This window comes from Achromobacter sp. 1014246743, from assembly GCF_059760725.1.
This window is the reverse complement of record NZ_JCBANA010000005.1, coordinates 1-18,431: the sequence shown is the minus strand read 5'-3', so window position 1 is coordinate 18,431 and position 18,431 is coordinate 1. Positions and strand designations below refer to the sequence as shown.

18 protein-coding genes are annotated in these 18,431 nt (G+C 69.3%); 7 read left to right on the top strand and 11 right to left on the bottom strand.

What is annotated here, in order from left to right:
• Positions 1-137 precede the first annotated feature (137 nt).
• On the bottom strand, positions 138-1,286 hold the full coding sequence (metC, locus tag AC6LJ2_RS03450) for a cystathionine beta-lyase (RefSeq protein WP_498150776.1): 1,149 nt from the start codon (positions 1,284-1,286) through the stop codon (positions 138-140).
• Positions 1,287-1,395: 109 nt separating this feature from the next.
• Between metC and AC6LJ2_RS03445 the strand changes: the two genes are divergently transcribed.
• The 4 genes from AC6LJ2_RS03445 (at position 1,396) to AC6LJ2_RS03430 (ending at position 4,731) form a co-directional block, all read left to right on the top strand.
• Entirely contained in the window at positions 1,396-2,310 is a 915-nt protein-coding gene (locus AC6LJ2_RS03445) for a LysR substrate-binding domain-containing protein (RefSeq protein WP_263914578.1), read from the top strand.
• 75 nt (positions 2,311-2,385) lie between these two features.
• Positions 2,386-3,411 carry an acyl-CoA dehydrogenase family protein gene (locus tag AC6LJ2_RS03440; RefSeq protein ID WP_263914579.1) on the top strand — a complete coding sequence of 342 codons (1,026 nt, stop codon included), beginning with the start codon at positions 2,386-2,388 and terminating at the stop codon, positions 3,409-3,411.
• Positions 3,399-4,025, top strand: a complete 627-nt coding sequence (locus AC6LJ2_RS03435; protein ID WP_263914580.1) for a class I SAM-dependent methyltransferase — start codon at positions 3,399-3,401, stop codon at positions 4,023-4,025. Before AC6LJ2_RS03440 ends, AC6LJ2_RS03435 begins: the two co-directional genes overlap by 13 nt.
• Positions 3,997-4,731: a glycosyltransferase family 2 protein gene (locus AC6LJ2_RS03430; RefSeq protein ID WP_498150775.1), complete on the top strand. Its 735-nt coding sequence runs from the start codon at positions 3,997-3,999 to the stop codon at positions 4,729-4,731. Before AC6LJ2_RS03435 ends, AC6LJ2_RS03430 begins: the two co-directional genes overlap by 29 nt.
• Here the strand turns inward: AC6LJ2_RS03430 and AC6LJ2_RS03425 are convergent.
• The 7 genes from AC6LJ2_RS03425 to AC6LJ2_RS03395 form a co-directional block, all read right to left on the bottom strand.
• Positions 4,628-6,457, bottom strand: coding sequence for a phosphoglucose isomerase-related protein (locus tag AC6LJ2_RS03425; RefSeq protein ID WP_498150774.1), 1,830 nt, complete (start codon positions 6,455-6,457; stop codon positions 4,628-4,630). The genes AC6LJ2_RS03430 and AC6LJ2_RS03425 overlap by 104 nt on opposite strands.
• Positions 6,458-6,571: 114 nt before the next feature.
• On the bottom strand, positions 6,572-7,411 hold the full coding sequence (locus tag AC6LJ2_RS03420; RefSeq protein ID WP_498150773.1) for an ABC transporter ATP-binding protein: 840 nt from the start codon (positions 7,409-7,411) through the stop codon (positions 6,572-6,574).
• Positions 7,408-8,274 carry an ABC transporter ATP-binding protein gene (locus AC6LJ2_RS03415; protein ID WP_498150772.1) on the bottom strand — a complete coding sequence of 289 codons (867 nt, stop codon included), beginning with the start codon at positions 8,272-8,274 and terminating at the stop codon, positions 7,408-7,410. The genes AC6LJ2_RS03420 and AC6LJ2_RS03415 overlap by 4 nt, the downstream gene beginning before the upstream one ends.
• Complete coding sequence (locus AC6LJ2_RS03410; protein ID WP_263914585.1) at positions 8,271-9,101, bottom strand: ABC transporter permease; 831 nt, start codon at positions 9,099-9,101, stop codon at positions 8,271-8,273. The genes AC6LJ2_RS03415 and AC6LJ2_RS03410 overlap by 4 nt, the downstream gene beginning before the upstream one ends.
• Positions 9,098-10,054: an ABC transporter permease gene (locus tag AC6LJ2_RS03405; protein ID WP_445659053.1), complete on the bottom strand. Its 957-nt coding sequence runs from the start codon at positions 10,052-10,054 to the stop codon at positions 9,098-9,100. Before AC6LJ2_RS03405 ends, AC6LJ2_RS03410 begins: the two co-directional genes overlap by 4 nt.
• Positions 10,055-10,064: 10 nt before the next feature.
• Positions 10,065-11,618, bottom strand: coding sequence for an ABC transporter substrate-binding protein (locus AC6LJ2_RS03400; RefSeq protein WP_498150771.1), 1,554 nt, complete (start codon positions 11,616-11,618; stop codon positions 10,065-10,067).
• 45 nt (positions 11,619-11,663) lie between these two features.
• Positions 11,664-12,869 (bottom strand): aminotransferase class V-fold PLP-dependent enzyme, encoded by a 1,206-nt coding sequence (locus tag AC6LJ2_RS03395; RefSeq protein ID WP_263914588.1) that lies wholly within the window; start codon positions 12,867-12,869, stop codon positions 11,664-11,666.
• Positions 12,870-13,050: 181 nt separating this feature from the next.
• On the opposite strand from AC6LJ2_RS03395, the gene AC6LJ2_RS03390 reads away from it, so the two are divergent.
• Positions 13,051-13,995, top strand: coding sequence for a LysR family transcriptional regulator (locus AC6LJ2_RS03390; RefSeq protein ID WP_498150770.1), 945 nt, complete (start codon positions 13,051-13,053; stop codon positions 13,993-13,995).
• A gap of 44 nt (positions 13,996-14,039) precedes the next feature.
• Here the strand turns inward: AC6LJ2_RS03390 and AC6LJ2_RS03385 are convergent, their stop codons facing one another.
• Positions 14,040-14,561, bottom strand: coding sequence for a hypothetical protein (locus AC6LJ2_RS03385; RefSeq protein WP_498150769.1), 522 nt, complete (start codon positions 14,559-14,561; stop codon positions 14,040-14,042).
• A 55-nt stretch (positions 14,562-14,616) separates the two neighbouring features.
• Complete coding sequence (locus AC6LJ2_RS03380; RefSeq protein ID WP_498150768.1) at positions 14,617-15,519, bottom strand: LysR family transcriptional regulator; 903 nt, start codon at positions 15,517-15,519, stop codon at positions 14,617-14,619.
• Positions 15,520-15,603: 84 nt separating this feature from the next.
• Here AC6LJ2_RS03380 and AC6LJ2_RS03375 point away from each other — a divergent pair, with 84 nt between their 5' ends.
• Both AC6LJ2_RS03375 and AC6LJ2_RS03370 read left to right on the top strand, forming a co-directional pair.
• Positions 15,604-16,071: a MarR family winged helix-turn-helix transcriptional regulator gene (locus AC6LJ2_RS03375; RefSeq protein ID WP_263914592.1), complete on the top strand. Its 468-nt coding sequence runs from the start codon at positions 15,604-15,606 to the stop codon at positions 16,069-16,071.
• Positions 16,072-16,121: 50 nt separating this feature from the next.
• Entirely contained in the window at positions 16,122-17,684 is a 1,563-nt protein-coding gene (locus AC6LJ2_RS03370; protein WP_498150767.1) for an MFS transporter, read from the top strand.
• Here the strand turns inward: AC6LJ2_RS03370 and AC6LJ2_RS03365 are convergent.
• Complete coding sequence (locus tag AC6LJ2_RS03365) at positions 17,678-18,379, bottom strand: ArsR/SmtB family transcription factor (RefSeq protein ID WP_498150766.1); 702 nt, start codon at positions 18,377-18,379, stop codon at positions 17,678-17,680. The genes AC6LJ2_RS03370 and AC6LJ2_RS03365 overlap by 7 nt on opposite strands.
• Positions 18,380-18,431 lie beyond the last annotated feature (52 nt).

The window sequence follows — 18,431 nt, the reverse complement described above, 5'->3', positions numbered from 1 at the left end:
TATAGAGCGCCTTCTGGCGCTTCGAGTCCGCCGCCGGCAGGGTGTGCCGGTAGCGGGCGTTCAAACCGTTGGATGGGCATCGCGCTGCCGGGCCACGGCACGCCAGCGTCTGGCCGCCGCGCCGCGTGGCCCGGCCCTCAACGCAGCGCCTGATACGCCGCCAGTCCGGCGCGCAGGTCATCCTTGAGCACGTCCACGTCTTCCAGCCCGATGGACAGGCGCACGATGGGTCGGTCCGTGGCGGCAAAGGCGCGCCCGGCCTGCAACCCCGCCGGGTAGTACGCGGCCAGGCTGTGCACCCCGCCCCAGCTCGCGCCGATGACGAAATGCCGCAGCGAATCGAAAAAGCCGTTGAAAGCGGATTCGGGTGCGGGCGCCAGCACCATCGAAAACAGGCAGCCATTGGTGGAAAAATCGCGGCGCCACAGCGCATGGCCGGGGTCGCCAGGCAGCGGCGGATACAGCAGGCGTTCCACCTGCGGCTGCGCCGCCAGCCACTCGGCCACCTGCAGCGTCGCGTCGCTTTGCGCCCGCACCCGCAGGCCCAGGGTTTCCAGGCCGCGCAGCACCAGGAAGCAATCGTCGGGGCTGACCTGCTGGCCCAGGATGCTCTGGGTTTCGCGCAGCACGGCGTAGTGGCCGGCGTCGTTCATGCTGATGGCGCCCATCAGCACGTCGGAATGGCCGCTGAAGAATTTCGTGGCCGCCTCGACGCTGAAATCCACGCCGTGCGCCAGCGGCTTGAACCCCAGGGGGCTGGCCCAGGTGTTGTCCATCATCGTCAGCACGCCATGGCGGCGCGCGGCGGCGGCAATGGCCGGCACGTCGGCCATTTCCATGGTGACGGTGCCCGGCGCCTCGATGCAGATCAGCCGCGTGGTCGGGCGGATCAGCGCTTCGATGTCGGCGCCGATGGAGGGGTTGTACAGCTCGACGTCCACGCCCATGTGGGCCAGCCATTTCTCGCCGAACGTCTTCAACGCGCCGTAGCAGGCCGCCGACATCAGCAGGTGGTCGCCGCCGCGCACGAAGCCCATCACCACCGTCATCAGCGCCGCGGCGCCCGACGGCGTGATGACGCAGTGGCGCCCGCCTTCCAGTTCGGCGATGCGGTCTTCCAGCAGCCGCGCCGTGGGCGTGCCGGTGACGCCGTAGCTGAAGCCGTCGGGCTGGCGGTGCTTGCGGTTGACGAAGGCTTCCAGCGACCCGAACACCACGGTCGAGGCGCGCTGCACCGACGGCGACAGGCTGGCAAAATCTCTATTAGTCTGGTTGATAGCTTTCATCTACTCTATTCGCTGGGCTTAGAAGGTGATCGGGAATAGCGCCAGTGTCTGCCTTTCGCCCCATTGCCTCAACAATTGAAAATACTCAGTCGATAAGCGGAACTTATAGATGGACATGCGCGAAATCCAGGTCTTCCGGGCCGTGATGCAGGCCGGCACGACCAGCAAGGCCGCCACCCTGCTGGGCATTTCCCAGCCGGCCGTCAGCCAGGCCATCCGCAAGCTGGAAACCTCGTCGGAACTGCGCCTGTTCGAGCGCGTGCGCGGACGCCTGGTCGCCACGCAAGAGGCCGAGGCGCTGATGGAGGAAGTGGACCGCTGCTTTGCCGGCTTCGAACTCATCGAACACCGCATCCGCAGCCTGAAATCGTTTGGCGTGGGCCGCCTGGCCGTGGGCTCGCTGCCGGCGCTGGGCACCGGCTTCATGCCGCGCGCCATCGCCGCCTTCGGCCTGCAGGACCGCCGCATCCAGATGTCGTTCCAGATCATGAGCTCGCGCGAGGTGCTGCAACAGGTGGCCGCCGGCCAGCTGGATTTCGGCCTGATGGCCGACGAGCTGTCGGTGGCCGGGCTGGAGCACTCGGAATTCGTGCGCATTCCGGGCGTCATCGCGATGCACAACCGCCACCCGCTGGCGGCCAAGCCGCGCATCGCGCTGCAAGACCTGATCGACCACCCCTTCATCGCGCTGAACCCCGAAGACGCCAGCCGGCGGCGCCTGGAAACCGCGCTGAACGACCAGGGCCTGGCGCTGCGCCCGATCCTGGAAACGCCCTATTCCAATTCGGTCTGCGAATTCGCCCTGCACGGCCTGGGCATCGGCATGGTGCACCCGGTGATGGCGCTGGACTACCTGGCGCGCGGCCTGACCATCAAGCCGCTGGACCTGGACATCAGCTTCACCTGCCTGTTGGTCTTTCGGCCCGGCACCCCGCTTTCGGAAAACGCGCGGGCCTTGCTCAAAGCCATGCGGATCGAGCTGGACCGGGACCTCAAGCGGATACGCGCCGCGCTGGCCCGCTGACGAACGCCCCACGCCCATCCCCGCGGGCATGCCACTTGCTGTCTGGAAGCTCCTACCGCCTTCCGGACGCGCATCATGTCCCTGCCCCTGCGCAGCCTTTCCTTCCCGCCCGCCGACCTGGGCGAGGTGCTCGCCCGCGCGCACTGGCCGGGTGACCCCGCGCCCGTGCTGCGCGCCCTGGTGCAGGCCGGCTGCGATCGCCTGCCCTTGCCAGGATCGGGCCAGACCCTGGCCCGGTGGCGCGCGCTGGCCCAGGTGGCCGCCGCCGACCTGCCGCTGGCCAAGCTGTTCGAAGGCCACACCGACGCCCTGGCCATCCAGGCGGAATTGGGGGCCCGGGCCGAGCCTGGCCTGTGGGGCGTCTGGTGCGCCGAACCCGCCAGCCACCGGGTGGCCATCACCCCGGCCGCGGACGGGCGCCTGGACGTGACCGGCATGAAAGCCTGGTGCTCGGGCGCGGCGGATCTTGATCACGCGCTGGTCAGCGGCTGGAACGCGGCCGGTGAGCCATGCCTGGCCGCGGTCGCGCTGGACCAGCCCGGCGTGACGCGGCAAGCCTCTGACTGGTGCGCGCCCGGCATGCGCGGCAGCGGCACCGTCAACGTGCGCTTTCTGCATGCCCGGGCCACACCGGTCGGCGCGCCGGGCCAGTACGTGCGCCGCCCGGGCTTTCTGCATGGCGGCGCCGGCATTGCCGCCTGCTGGTACGGCGGGCTGATGCGCATCGCCGAGCGGTTGCGGGACGAGGCCAGGCGGCCCGCGCCCGATCCGTTTCGCCTGGCGCATCTGGGCGCCGTCGATGTCGCGGTCAGCCAGGCGCGCGCCGTGTTGCGCGAAGCCGCTGCCGCGATCGATGCCCGACCCGACGACGCCTGCGCGCTGGCCACGGCCCGGGCGCGGCTGGCGGTGGAAGCGGCGGCCGACACCGTTCTGCGCCACGCGACCCGGGCGCTGGGCGCCGGCCCCTTGTGCAAAGACGCCGCCTACGCCCAGGCGATGGCGGACCTGCCGGTATTCATGCGCCAGAGCCACGCCGAACGCGACCAGGCCGCTCAAGGCGCGGCCGTGGCCGCCCTGAAGGATTTCCCATGGACGCTCTAGCCCACCATTTCGAGCAGCTTTACCGCACGCGCGGCGACCCCTGGCAGGTCAGCGTCGCCTGGTACGAACGGCGCAAGCGGGCGCTGCTGCTGGCCGCGCTGAGCCGGGCCCGTTACGGCCATGCCTTCGAGGCCGGCTGCGGCGCCGGCGACATGACCGTGCTGCTGGCGCAGCGCTGCGACCGCGTCTGCGCCGTCGACGTGTCGACCACGGCGGCATTCAAATGCCGGGAACGGGCCGACGCGCAGCAGGCCGCCGGCGTGGCGGTGCGCGCCCTGCGCCTGCCCGAGCAATGGCCCGCCGTGCCGCGCGAGGGCTTCGATCTGGCCGTCGTGTCCGAGGTCGCCTATTACTTCGACGATGACCGGCTGGCGCGCTTCCTGGCCCGCCTGCTGCACAGCCTGAAGCCCGGCGCCGAACTCATCGCCTGCCATTGGCGCCCCGATTTCGCAGACCGCCTGCAGCCCACCGATGCGCTGCACCAGCGCATCGCCGCCCAACCCGGCCTGTCGCCCCTGCTGCACCATCTGGAAGACGACTTCCGGCTGGACGCCTGGCACTACCAGCCCTTGCAGGAGCCTGCCGATGATCGGCGTCTGCATCCCCGCGCATGACGAAGAGCGGCACATCGCCGCCTGCCTGCGCGCGGTCACCCTGGCCGCGCGCCACCCGTTGCTGGGTGCGGAACCGGTCCGCATCGTCGTGGTGCTGGATCATTGCCGCGACCTGACCGCCAGGCTGGCCGGCGCCTGGCCCGTGTGTTGCCTGACCATCGGTGCACGCAACGTGGGCGTGGCCCGCGATGTCGGCTCGCGCCACCTGCTGGCCGCCGGTGCGCGCTGGCTTGCCTACACCGATGCCGATACGGTGGTCTCGCCGCGCTGGCTGGTCGATCAATTGTCGTTGCAGGCCGACGTGGTCTGCGGCACGGTGGCCGTATCGGGCTGGGCGGCGCATGGCGCCAAGGCCGGCGCGGCGCGCGCCCATTTCAATGCCCACTACCAGGACCGCGACGGACATCGCCACGTGCACGGCGCCAACCTGGGCATCGACGCCGGGGCGTACCGGCGCATCGGCGGTTTTTCCGCCCTGGCCTGCAGCGAAGACCAGGCGCTGGTGGACCGCCTGGCGCAGGACGGCTGCCGCATTGCCTGGACCGCCCTGCCCCGCGTCACCACCAGCGCGCGGCCCTGCTCGCGCGTGGACGGTGGCTTCGCTACCGCCCTGCGCAGCTTTGACGCGGCGCCTGCGGCGGGGTCGCCAGCGCCCATTGCAGCAGGACTTCCAGCCGCGCCAGGCCCGCTTGCAGCGGACCGCTGATGTGCACGTGCAGGCAGCGCCGGCCGCGGCTCGCCAGTTCCGCGCGGTCGCCCTGCGCCTGGGCGGCCAGCAAGGCCGCCAGGTCCGTCATCCCCGACGCCGCCGTCGTCTCGCCGGCCGCATCCGCGGTAATGAACAGAAAGTGTCCGCCGTCGGGGCCGCCTTTGTGCAGCTGGCCGCTGGCATGGAGATAGCGCGGTCCGAAGCCGCCCAGCGTGGCGTGCCCTCCGGCCTGGTGCAGCACCTGCCGCAGACTGGCCAAGTGGGCGTCATGCGCCGCGTGGCGGGCGATATAGGCCAGCACGGCCACATAGGCGCCCGGCGGCAAGGGCGCGGCGAACGCCGCCAGGCGCCGCACCGCGTCGGCCTGCGCGCTCGCCGCGGCCGGGCCGGCTTGGGCGGCGTCGATGCGCAGCGTCGGCTCGGCCTCGGGCACCGGCTCGGCGGGCGATTGCAGCGCATCGCGCGCCCGGGATTTGCTGGTCTCGACATCCGGTTGATCAAAGGGGTTCACCCCCAAGATCGCGGCCGCCACCGCCGTCGCCACCTGCCAGCGGAAGAACTCCTGGCCCAGCGACCGTGGCCCGGCCACCTCGCAACGCAGTACCGGAAAGCCGGCGTCGGCCAGGCGCTGCGCCTGCGCCCGGGCTGCGGCGCCGGGGGCATCGGCCCGGGCCAGGTGCACGAACAGCCGGTCGTCCGCGTAGTGGCCGACGTCATTGCTGATCGGCTCACCCACCACGGGCACGATGCCGCGTCCTTGCTTGCCCGTGGATTCAGCCAGCAGTTGTTCCAGCCAACCGGCCAACAGCGCCAGGCCCGGATCGCAGATGAAAGTCAGTTTGTCGCGACCCGCCAGGGCGGCGTCCCCGAGCAAGGCGCCCAGCACCAGCCCGGGGTTGTCGGCGGCCGGCGTGCCCGGGCCGCAGGCGCGCACCATGGCGCGGGTGTCGCGCAGGAACTCGGCGGGATCGTGTCCGGACAAGGCCAGCGGGGCCAGGCCGAACGCCGACAGCACCGCGTAGCGTCCGCCCGTCTCGAGCGATCCGTCAAAGACCGCCGCGTAGCCGTCGCGCCTTGCCTGGTCGCGCAACGGGCTGCCGGGGTCGGTGATGGCGATGAAGCGTCGCCCGGCCTCGCGCCGCCCCAATTGCTGGGTCAATACGCGATGGAAGTGGTCGGCCAGCAAGCGGGTTTCCAGCGTGGCCCCCGATTTGCTGGCCACGATGAACAGGCATCGCGCCAACGGCAGGCTTGCCTGCAGGGCCTGCACCTGCGCGGGGCACGTCGAGTCCAGCACGTGCAGCCGCAGGCCGCCGGCGGCCACGCCCAACCCATGCGCCAGCACTTCGGCGCCCAGGCTGGCGCCGCCCATGCCCAGCAGCACGGCATCGGTATGGCCGGCCACGCACAGGCGCCGGCAGGCCGCTACCATGCGGCCCAGCCGGGCCCGTTCCATGCCCGGCTGCAGCCAGCCCAGCCAGGCGGCTTCGCCCGTGTCGGTCCAGAGCGTGGCATCGCGCTGCCACAGGCGGTCCATCCAGGCCTCGTTCGTGGCGGTATCGAGCCGCCGCGCCACCTGGGCGGCCAACGACGCGGGCACCCACCACGAGAAGTCATTGAGCGGCAACGCCGGGCGGGCGGCCGATGGCCGGCCACGTTGGCGCAGCCAGCCGTAGCGCACGGCGCGGGCGGGCGCGGGAAGGGTCAGGGACGGAGAGAGCATGGGGCAGATGGGCCTTGCGGCCAGGGAACCAGGGTGGACGGTTCCAGCAAGTGGCGTACCCGGCCGGCCGGCGCGGCGCGGCGGGCGCCCCAAAAAAGCCTGTTCCGGCCCGCTTCAGCCCCCCGGCGTCACAGACGCAGACGGGCGCAAGCGCCGCCGCCCCGGATCCGGCCGCGGCACCGCCGCGATCAGCTTGCGGGTGTAGTCCTGTACCGGCGCCTCGAAGATCCGGTCGCACTCGCCCTCTTCGACCAGTTCGCCCGCCGCCATGATCGCCACGCGGTCGGCGAAGTGCCGCACCACGCCCAGGTCGTGGGAAATGAACAGGTAGGTCAGGCCGTGTTCGGCCTGCAGGTCGGCCAGCAGGTCCAGCACCTGCGCCTTGACGGACACGTCCAGCGCCGACACGGCTTCGTCCGCGATGATGAAGCGCGGCTCCAGCGCCAAGGCGCGTGCAATCGCGATGCGCTGGCGCTGGCCGCCCGAAAACTGGTGCGGAAAGCGCCGCGCGTGATCCGGTTGCAGGCCCACCCGCGACAGCAGCGCCAGCATGCGGGCGCGGCGTTCGTCGGGCGTGTACAGCTTGTGGATCACCATGCCGTCCATGATTGCGTCGCCCACCGTGCGGCGCGGATTCAGGCTGGAATACGGGTCCTGGAAGATGGTCTGCACCTGGCGGCGAAACGACATCAGCGCGGCGCCGGTCAGGTGCCGCACGTCGTGGCCGGCCAGCTGGATGCGGCCCGCGGTGGGTTGCAGCAGCCCGGCCAGGCAGCGGCCCAGGGTGCTCTTGCCCGAGCCGGATTCGCCCACCAGCGCCAGCGTGGTGCCCGGCGCCACCGTCAGGCTGACGCCCTTGACGGCCTGCACCCGCCTGGTCGGCCGGCCCAGGAAATCGCGCGCGGCCACGTAGTCCTTGGCGACGCCCTCGGCTTGCAGGATGAATTCGGTCATGGCGCCCCTCCTTCGGCGGCAACGACGCTCCGCGGCGCCAGGCGGCGCGACGGGTCGCGCGGGGCGTCCACGTCGGGCACGGCCGCCAGCAAGGCCTGCGTATACGGATGCCGCGGCTGGCGGAAGATCTGCGTCACCTCGCCTTCTTCCACCACCCTGCCCGCCTGCATCACCACTACGCGGTCGGCGATCTCGGCCACCACGCCCAGGTCGTGCGTGATGAACAGCACGGCCGCGCCGGTTTCCGCCTGAATGGAAAACAGCAGTTGCAGCACCTGCGCCTGCACCGTCACGTCCAGCGCCGTGGTGGGTTCATCGGCAATGATGAGCTTGGGCGTCAGCGCGCAGGCAATCGCGATCATCACGCGCTGGCGCATGCCGCCGGACAGTTCATGCGGATAGGCGCGGGCGCGCTGCGCCGGCTCGCGAATGCCCACCCTTTCCAGCAGCGCCACCGCGCGTTCCCACGCCGCGCGGCGGCCCAGCACGCCGTGGATGCGCAGCACTTCGGCGATCTGGCTGCCCACCATGCGGCCCGGGTTGAGCGCGGTCATGGGTTCCTGGAACACCATGGCGATGTCCTTGCCGCGCAGCGCGTCTTTCTCGCGGTCCGACGCCCGCAGCAGGTCGTGGCCGTCAAACTGCATGGCATCGGCCGCGACGCGCCCGGGCGGGTCCACCAGGCCCATCAAGGAAAAGCCCGTGACCGATTTGCCCGAGCCGGACTCCCCAACCAGGCACACGACTTCGCCGCGCGCCAGCGTCAGGTCCACGCCCTTCACGGCGGCGACGGCGCCGTGGGCGGTGTCGAAATCCACGGTCAGGTTCCTGACCGCCAGCAGTACGTCGGATGCGCGCGTCATCGTTGCAGCTCCGGATTCAGCGCGTCCTGCAGCCAATCGCCCAGGACGTTGACGGCCAGCACCGTGAAGAACAGGGCCAGCGCCGGCACCAGCACGGGCCACGGATTGGTGAACAGATAGTCTTTCAGCGACCCCACCATCTGCCCCCACGACGGCACCGGCGGCCGCACGCCCAGCCCCAGGAAGCTCAAGCCCGCCTCCAGCAGCATGGCGAACGAGAACGTGAAGGACGCCTGCACCGCAATGATGGACCGCATGTTGGGCAGCACCTCGTGCCAGATGATCCAGCCCGTGCCCGCGCCCAGCGAACTGGCCGCCAGCACGTGTTCGCGCGCCCGGATGCCGCGCGCCACGCCCCAGGCCACGCGGGCGAACTGGGGCGCATACAGCACGCCGATGGTCGCCACCAGCGTCGGCAGGTTGCCGCCGATGAAGGCCAGCACCACCAGCGCCACGAAAATCTCGGGCAGCGACACGAACACGTCCACCACGCGGATGGCGGCAGACTCAAGGCGCCGGCCCAGGAAAGCCACGCCCACGCCGATCGCCACGCCCAGCACGCCGGCCAGCACCACCGCGGCGGCGGCCACGGTGAGCGACACGCGGGCGCCGTAGACGGCCCGCGCCAAGAGGTCGCGGCCCAGTTCGTCGGTGCCCAGCCAGTGTGCCCGGGTTGGCCCCGACAACAGGTTGGCGGCATCGATCTGGTAGGGGTCGGCCAGCCCCAGCGCCGGGCCCAGCACGGCGGCCAGCACCACCACGGCCAGGAATCCCAGGGCCAGCCGCACGGACAGGCCGCCGGTTGAAGTTCGAAGGAATGCGATCATGCGGACGGCCTGCGGATGCGGGGATCGACAAGGGCCTGGGCCAGGTCGATGACCAGGCTGATCAGGATGAAAAGCGCGAAGATGGCCAGCAGCGCGCCCTGGATCACCGGGTAGTCGCGCGAGAACGCCGCGCTGACCAGCAGCGAGCTCAGGCCCGGCCAGTCGAACAGCGCCTCGATGATGACGGTGCCGCCCAAGAGGTTGCCCGCGCGGATGCCGATGATGGCAATCACCGGCACCAGCGCATTGGGCAGCGCATGGCGCAGGATCGCCTTGCCGCGCGGCAGCCCCTTGGCGCGGGCCAGCTTCACGTAGTCGCGGCTCATCACGTCCGACAGGCTGGCGCGCGTCATGCGCGCCACCACGCCCATGAAGTTCAGGCCGATGGTCAGCGACGGCAGGATCAGCGACAGCACGTGCTGCACCGGGTCATCGGCAAACGACACGAAGCCGGACGACGGCAGCCAGCCCAGCGCCAGGCTGAACACGAGCACCAGCAGGATGCCCAGCACAAATACCGGCGCCGAAAACCCCGCCACCGCCAGCACGGACGCCGCCATGCCGGCCAGCCGGCCGCGCGAACGCGCCGCCACCACGCCCAGCGGTACTCCCAGCACCACCGCCACCAGCAGCCCGGCGCCGATCAGTTCCAGGCTGCGCGGAATGCGCCGCGCCAGTTCGTCGGCCACCGGTTCGCCCGTGCGCAGCGACACGCCCAGGTCGCCGTGCGCCACCGCGCCGGCCCAATGGGCGAATTGCGTGCCCAGCGGCAGGTCCAGCCCCAGCTGGCTGCGCACGCGCGCCACCGCCACCGGATCGCTGCCGGCCTGGTCGCCCAGCATGATGGCCACGGGGTCACCGGGCAGCAGATGAATCGCGATGAACACCACCCCGGCGGCCAGCGCCAGGGTGACCAGCGCCGACGTCAGGCGCCTCAGCAGGAAAGGCAGCATGCCGGCGCGCTCAGTTCAGCCACATGGTGGGCAGCGAAATGCCCGGACTGCTTTCGCTCAACGCCCCGCCCAGCTGCGTGTAGCCATGCACCTTGCGCAGATAGCCCTGGCCCTGCTCGCGCCAGCTTACGAAGACCCACGGGCTGGCTTCCAGAATGCGCTTTTCCGCCTGCTGGTAGATCGGCTGGCGGGCCTTGGGGTCCGTCAGCGCGCGGCCATCGGCCAGCAGCTTTTCCAGTTGGGGGTCGCGATAGCCCACCGGCTTGGCCCAGTAGCTGGAATCGCCGCCCAGGTAGTAGGCATAGGCGTCCGGATCGGGCAGCTTGACCGACACGCCGTAGATCATCGATTCATAGTCGCCGCGGTTCTTGCGTTCGACCAGCGTGGCCCATTCCACGGGTTCCAGCTTCAGGTTGATGCCGACCTCTTTCAGGTTGGCCTGCACCACCTGCGCCATCGTGGTGTAGATGCCCAGCCCCTGGAACACCACCATCGATGCCTCCACGCCATTGGCATAGCCGGCTTCGGCCAGCAAGGCGCGCGCCTTGGCCGGGTCGCGCTTGTAAGTGCCGTCCAGCGCCTTGTCGTAGTACGGCGAATCGTCGGGCGTGGGCGCGCCGTAGATGGGCTTGCCGTAGCCGAAGAACGCGGCCTTGGACACGGCTTCGCGGTCGATCGCGTACGACACCGCGCGGCGCACGCGGTCGTCGTCGAACGGCTTCTTGCTGGTGTTGAACCACACGCTCATGAATGCGCCGCCGGCGGTGTCGATCTTGATGCCGGCGTTGCGGCGCAGTACGTCGATGTCTTTCCAGGGCACGAAGTCGATCATGTCCAGCGACTGGCTGCGCAGCGCGTTCACGCGCGCGTCATCGCTCTTGATCATGCGGAAATCCACCCCATCCAGGTACGGTTGGCCCGAGACGAAATAATGCGGATTGCGCACCAGGTTGGCGCGCACGGCGGGCTCGTAGCTTTTCAGCTGGAACGGGCCGGTGCCGTTGGCGGACAGCTTCAGGTTGGCGCCGCCCTGTACCCACTTGCGCGACACGATCGCCGCCTCGGGCAAGGCCAGCACGCTCAGCATGGTGGCGTCCGGCGAAGGCTTTTCGACCTTGACGGTGGCCGCGTCCACCACGGTGACGGTGGCGCCTTGCAGGTTCGAACGCAGCGTGGCGCCCGTGGCCGGGTCCAGGATGCGGTCCAGCGAGAACTTCACGTCGTCGGCCGTGACCGGCGTGCCGTCCTGGAACGTCACGTCCGGCCGCAGATGAAACACCAGCGTGCGGGCGTCGGGCTGGTCCCAGCTTTTTGCCAGCCGCGGCACGATCGCGCCGTTCTTGTCGTAGCCCGCCAGCGGGCTGTACAGCGCCTCGATCAGCACCTTCCAGGCGCTGCCGCCATACACATGCGGATCGAGCGACACGATTTCGGACACGGTGCCGTAGCGCAGCGTGCCGCCGGGCTTGGGCGTGTCGGCGGCGACGGCGCTGGAAGCCCAGGCCGTCAGGGCGCAGGCGCCCAGGGCCAGCGCCAGCCGGCGCCAGGGTTGCAGGATTGCCATGGTGTTCCCCTTGTTCATGATGTTCAGCCGGAGCGCGGCGCGCCGTCAGGACGGCAGCGCCTCGACCAGGCGGTCGATGTCATCGGTATCGTTGTAGTAGCTGGGCGAAATGCGCAGGTTGCCCCCGCGCACCGCCAGGTCCACGCCCGCCTCGCGCAGGCGTTCGGCAAGATCCTGGGCATCGTGGCCGGCATGCTTGAACGACAGGTTGCCCGAGGCCTCGCCGGGCGTACGCGAACTGACGATCTGAAAGCCCTTGCGCTGCAGCGCGACGGCCGCGTAGTCGGTCAGTTCCAGGATGTGCGTCTCGATGCGGGCCGGCGTCAGCGCCAGCTGGATGCGCACCGCGGCGTCCAGGCCCCAGATGCCGGTGAAGTTGGCCAGCGCTTCCTCGAAACGGCCGGCGTTGGGCCGGTATTCCAGCAGGTAGTGCATGTGGTCTTCGGTGCTGTCGACGCTGTGATAGCCCACGCTGGGCGGGTCCAGCAGGCCCAGCACGCTTTTGCGGCAATAGAAATAGCCGGTGCCGATGGGCGCCAGCATCCACTTGTGTCCGCCTACCGACAGAAAGTGGATGCCGAGCCGTTCCACATCCAGCTCCAGCGCGCCGGCCCACTGGATCGCGTCCAGGTTCAGGTACACGCCACGCTCGTGGCACAGGTTCGAGGTGGCCTCCAGGTCCTGCCGGAAGCCGTTCGAAAATTGCACCGCGCTCAGCGACACCAGGCGGGTGCGGTCGTCCATCAGCTTGCGGATATCGTCCACCAGGATGCGGCCGTTGCGGTTCTTCACCCAACGGATCGTAACGCCGCGCGCCGCCAGCTTCATCCAGCAATACACGTTGGAGGGGTACTCGATGTCGGGCAGGATCAGGTTGTCGCCATCGCGCCACGGAAAGCCGTTGGCCACGTTGACCAATCCCTCGGTAGTGTTCTTGACGTACGCGATCTCGTCGCGCCCCGCCCCGATCAGCCGGCCGATGCGGGCCTTGATGACGTCTTCGGCGTAGCGGCACCACTCGGGATAGGCGTTGCGGCCGTTGTCGCGCACGTCTTCCATGAAGCGATTCACCGCCGCCACGACCGGCAGGCTCAGCGCGCCGATCGACGCGTTGTTCAGGTACGCCCGCCGCTGCTTGATCGGGAACGCTTGCCCGATGTTGCTCCAGTCGAGCTGTTCGATGCCATTGCGGTCATCGGGAAACAGTGCCGCGGGTCCGCCCACGGAAACCGGTTTGTCCAGGATATTCACGCCGCGCCTCTTTCATTGAAGGTGGGATGATCCTAAGATTGCGTGAATCCATGCGTCAATTTCGTTTGGAGTATCGATTCATGCACTTTTGTAATGTGTCGCCGCGGCCTGCCCGCTTTCTCCTATGGCGTGGCGAGACTCGCCCGGGTCCCGTCCTGCCCGCCCTTTCGGGTTTGTCCCTATGCGCCTGAACCGCCTGCAAGCCCTGCGCGCCGTCATGGAAACCGGCAGCGTGACCGAAGCCTCGCGCCGCATCCACCGCACCCAGCCCCAGATCAGCCGCCTGATCTCGGCGCTGGAAGAAGAAGTCGGCTTTTCGCTGTTTTCGCGCCAGGGGCGCGGGCTGATACCCACCCAGGAATGCCTGCGCTTCTACGAAGGCACGCGGCACATCCTGGCCGGCTTCGAAGAGGTCGATCGCATCGCCGGCAACATCCGCAATCAGCAGGACGCCTGGCTGCGCATCCTGACCCAGCCCTACTTCGCCTACAGCGCCATGCCCGGCGCCATCGCCGAATTCGGCCGCAGCCATCCGCAGGTGCGCATGTCGCTGGAAGTGCGTTCGCGGGTGGACGTGGGGCTGTGGATGTCCGGCCAGCAGTTCGACCTGGGCGTGGCCGCGCTGCCGATCGATTTTCCGGGCATCACCTCGCGCACCTTCGCCCAGGTGCGGCTGGTGATCGCCATGCCCGAAGGCCACCGCCTGGCGGCAAAGCGTGTGGTCACGGCCACCGACATCCAGGACGAACCCTTCATCGCCCTGCGCCCCTATACCTTGCTGCGCCAGCACATCGACGACCTGATGGAAAAACGCCGGCTGCCGCTGCGGCTGGTGATGGAAACGTCGTCCGGCCAGTCCGCCTGCCAACTGGCGGCGCTGGGCATGGGCATCGCCCTGGCCGACCCGATCCTGGCGGCCAACGTGCCCGGCATCGTGCTGCGCGACTTCGAACCGCGCCTGACCATGCCGTATGGCTTCTTGCTGCCCAGTTCGTATGCGCCGTCGGAGCAGGCGCGGGAATTCGCGCGGCTGCTGATCCGCCGGGTGAAAGAGATGGCGCCGGATCGGGTGGACCTGGTGGCGCTGGATGCGGCCGAGGGCGATGGAGGCATGGCGTTTCCGTAGGCGAACCAGGGCCCGTCCACACGACAAGGCGCCTCGCACAGGCCCTAGCCGCCCGGCGTCGGCCGGGCCACCCAGCAGAACCATTTCAGGCGCGGCACCGAGCCGGCCAACGCGGGATCGTCGTGTTCGAAGCCGACCTCTATCCCGCCTGCCGTGGTGACCAGAAAGGCATAAGGCGGCGCGTGCGGCCGTACGTCGCCGACCGCGATACCGCGGCGCGCCGCGTTGTCCAGAAAGCGCGCCAGGGGCGTGCCGGCCCGCAGGATGCCGGTGTCCGTCAATGCCAATGGGCCGCCTCGGGCATACCCGCCCCGCCCGCTGAAAGCGTCCACGAACACCGTGGTCAAGGCCGTCTCGGATTCGAAATGGCATTCGATGTCGCCGTAGCTGGCGATCAGCGGAAAACAACGCGCATCGCCGCGCCGATAGGGGCGGTTCAGGTCCGTGGGGGTGTAGACCTCGTCGGGCGGCCCCAGGGCGGCGAAGACCGCTTGCGGCGTGCTGTCGGCGCCGGGGCGCCACGACCCGATCCGGCCATGCTGGAGGAAGGCGATCAGCGAAATCATCGCAGCATTATCGCGCAGCCCGGTGGATGCGCCAGCCCTTGCCCCTGCCCGGTGCCTACGCCAGCCGTTCGAACTTCTGCACCAGGAAATCCACGAACACCCGTACCCGCGCGGGCACCAGCCGCGACGCGGTCATGACGTACAGCGGAATCGGGTCCAGCTGCCAATCCGGCAGCACCCGCACGATCTGCCCGGCTTGCAGCAGCGCCGAGGCCTGCGTGCGGCTCAATTGGCCAATGCCCATGTCCTGCCGGATCAGCTGGCGGATCAGCGACTGGCTGTTGGTGACCAGCAGCGGCGTGGGGCGCACCACCACGGCATCGTCGCCGTTGTGCAGCGTCCAGCCGGCGCCGGCCTCGGTTTCTGACGTGAACAGGCACTGGTGATGTTCCAGCTGGGCCGGCGCCAGCGGCGTGCCGTGCGCGGCCAGGTAGGCCTTGGTGGCATACAGGTGGCGCCGCACCAGGCCGACCCGCCGCGCCACCAGCCGCGAGGCCGCGGGCGGGTCGCCGGTGAGGATGCTGACGTCGTGCCGCTGCGTCATCAGGTCGGGCAGCAGCGACGTCAGGAAGATGTCGAAGCTGATCTGCGGATAGGCGGCATGGAACTCGGCGAAATGCGCGTCGGCGAAATAGGTGGCGAAGTCGTTCGACATGCTGACCCGCAGCACGCCCGCCGGGTCGGATATTTCGCTGTTCAACTCGTCGTTGACGCTCTTGGCCTGCTGCACGATGTCGTCGATCTGCTGCAGGTAGCGCGCCCCGGTCTCGGTCAGCGTCACGCGCCGGGTCGAACGGTTGAACAGCTTGATCTTGATATCGGCTTCGAATTCGGTGATGCGGCGCGACAGCGTGGACGTGGGTACGCCCAGTGCCTGCGACGCCTTGGTGAAGCTGCCCTCTCGCGCAACCGCGGCGAAGAACGCCATGTCTCGCAGGCGGTCTATGTCTCTGCTCATCGTCTACCTCTTGCTGCGTGGGTCTTGAAACTAGATGACACCTCATCTATATTGGATGATATATCAACTAATTGAAATTCCGCCATGTCCACGCAAGCCGTCCCGCCGCAAGGCCGCCTCAGCACCAAGATCGGCGTGGTCGCGCGCCAGTGGCGCCGCGCCGTCGATCAACGCCTGCAACCGTTCGATCTCACGCAGGCCACCTGGCTGCCGCTGGTGCAGCTGGCCCGCGCGCCCGGCCCCATGCGCCAGAAAGACCTGGCGGCCGCCCTGTCGCTGGACAATTCCGCCGTGGTGCGGGTGTTGCAGAACCTGGAGGCCAACGGCTTCATCGAGCGCCTGGAAGACCCCGACGACCGCCGCGCCAAGGCGCTGGCCATCACGGCCCGGGGGCGCCAGCTGGTGCGCCGGGTCAACACCGTGTCGGCCGCGCTGGAACGTGAGCTGCTGCAAGGCATGGCGCCGGCAGACGTCGATGCCGCGCATCGCGTGCTGGAACGCCTGGGCGAATTGCTGCTGGACTTGAACGGCGCGCCTCATGCGCGGTCCTGACACCGCCGCCTTGCGCTGACGCCCCGCTGACATCGCCCCAGGATTCCCCCATGACCGCCGCCGCCTCCCCTTCCCTGCCGGACACCCCGTCCGCCAGCGGCGTGCGTGCCCTGCTGTTTCCGCTGGCGATCGCCCTGGCCGTGGGGCTGGACTATTTCGACAATTCCGCCTTCTCGTTCTTCATCAGCGACATCGCCGGCGGCATCGGCGCCCCGCCCGATGAACTGATCTGGTCGTCCAGCGCCTACGCCGTGGCCGGCGTGCTGGGCATCCTGCAACACCAATGGTGGGTCGAACGCCTGGGCCACCGCCACTACATCGGCGCCTGCCTGCTGCTGTTCGCCGCCGCGGGGGGGCTGGCGGCGCTGAGCCAATCGTCGACCGAACTGGCCGTGGCGCGCGCCTTGCAGGGCTACCTGATGGGCCCGATGATGGGCGCCACGCGCATCCTCATCCAGCAAAGCTTTGCGCCGCGCGAACGCGGGCGCGCCACGCGGCTGTTCCTGTGCAGCATTTTGCTATGCAGCGCGCTGGCGCCGCTGGCGGGCGGCTACCTGGTGGCCGACTTCGGCTGGCGCGCGGTGTTCGTCTGCACCATACCCGTCGCGCTGATCACGGGCGGGCTGGTCATGCTGGCGGTGCCCGCCACCGGCCGCCTGCCGCCCGAACAGCGCGGCGAGCCCCACCTGTGGCCCTACGTGATCGCGGCGCTGGCGCTGGGCGCCTTGCAGATCGTGGCGCAGCAATTGCGCACGTCGCCGTTCAGCGAATCGCCCGGCCTGGAAGGCATGACGCTGGCCGGCGTGCTGCTGCTGGGCGCCTTCCTCTGGCATCAATGGCATCATCCGCGCCCGCTGCTGCATCTGCACGGCCTGAAGGAAGCCACCTTTCGCACCGGCCTGATGCTGTATGCGCTGTACTACTTCATCAGCAACGCGTTCGGCTACCTGGTGTCGCGCTTTCTGCAGGCCGGGCTGGGCTATCCCGTGGAAAACGCCGGGCACCTGGTCGGGATGACCTCGCTCGCGGCCCTGGCCGGCGCGCTGCTCTATTTCCGCTTTGCGGGCCGGCTGACACGCAAGAAAGGGCTGATCGCCACCGGTTTTGCGCTGGCCGCGCTGATCGGCGCCTGGCTGGCGCATCTGCCGCCGGACGTCAGCCAGTCGTCCCTGTGGGGGCCGCTGATGCTGCGCGGCCTGCTGCTGTTGTTCATTGCCTTGCCGGTGGCCAACCTGGCCTTCCAGCCGTTTGCGATGGAACTGTATCCGCACAGCTACCGCGTCAAGAACATCGTCAAGCAGATGGCGTATTCGTTTTCCACGGCCACCATCATCGTGCTGGAACAGCACCGCCTGGCCCTGCACCAGACCCAGCTGGCCGCCAACGCCAGCCTGTCCAATCCGGTGTTCGCCCGCGCCCTTGAGCAGCTGACGCAGCGTTTCGCGCAGGCCGGTGCGGCGCTTTCGGCCGCGCATGGCCTGGCGCTGGCCGAAATCCAGCGCATGGTCACGCAGCAGGCCAATTTCATGAGCGTGCTGGACGGCTTCGTGTTCCTGGGTGTCGTGTCGGCGGTGGCGGCCGGGTATGCGCTGTGGCAGCGGCGGATTCACTGAAAAGATTGTGGGTCCACCCCCAACTCGGCCTGCAATCCGTCCCACCCCGCCGGCGTGACCTGAACGGCCCGCGACCCCTTGGTGCGCCGCAGCCAGCCCTTGTCGCACAGCAGGCGCATCAGCCGTACCCCCAACGGGCCGGACAGATGGTGTTCACGCTCGGTCCAGTCCAGGCACTGCCGGGCCTGCCCTTGGCAGCCGGGTTTCAGCCCCGATGTGTCCATTCCCAGCCCTGCCAGCCAGGACTGGCCCGCGGCGGTGACGATGAACTGCTTGTCGTCGGCCGCGACCATCAGCCCGCGCGCCTGCATGCCTCGCGCCACCGCCACGCCCAACTGCCCCGCCAGGTGGTCGTAGCAGCAACGCGCAAACCGCAGGTCTTGCGCCTGTTTGCCGCGTGGCCGCTGGCGCACCGGTTCGGCCGGCGTCAGCGCCGCCAGGCTTTCCAGCGCGGCGGCCACCTGTGGACCGGCCAGGCGGTAATAGCGATGCCGCCCTTGCGCCTCGACTTGCAGCAGGCCGCCATCCCGCAGTTTGGCCAGGTGCGTGCTGGCGGTCTGCGCCGTCACGCCCGAGGCGTAGGCCAGCTCGCCGGCCGGGCGCGCGGCGCCATCCAGCAACGCCATCAGCATGGCGGCGCGGGCCGGGTCGGCCATCAGGAAGGCAGTCGAAGCAAGGGCGGGATTGGCGTACATGGCGGGTCTCCAGTGTGGCCATGATAGATCGCTGCGGCCGCGGATGCTTCGA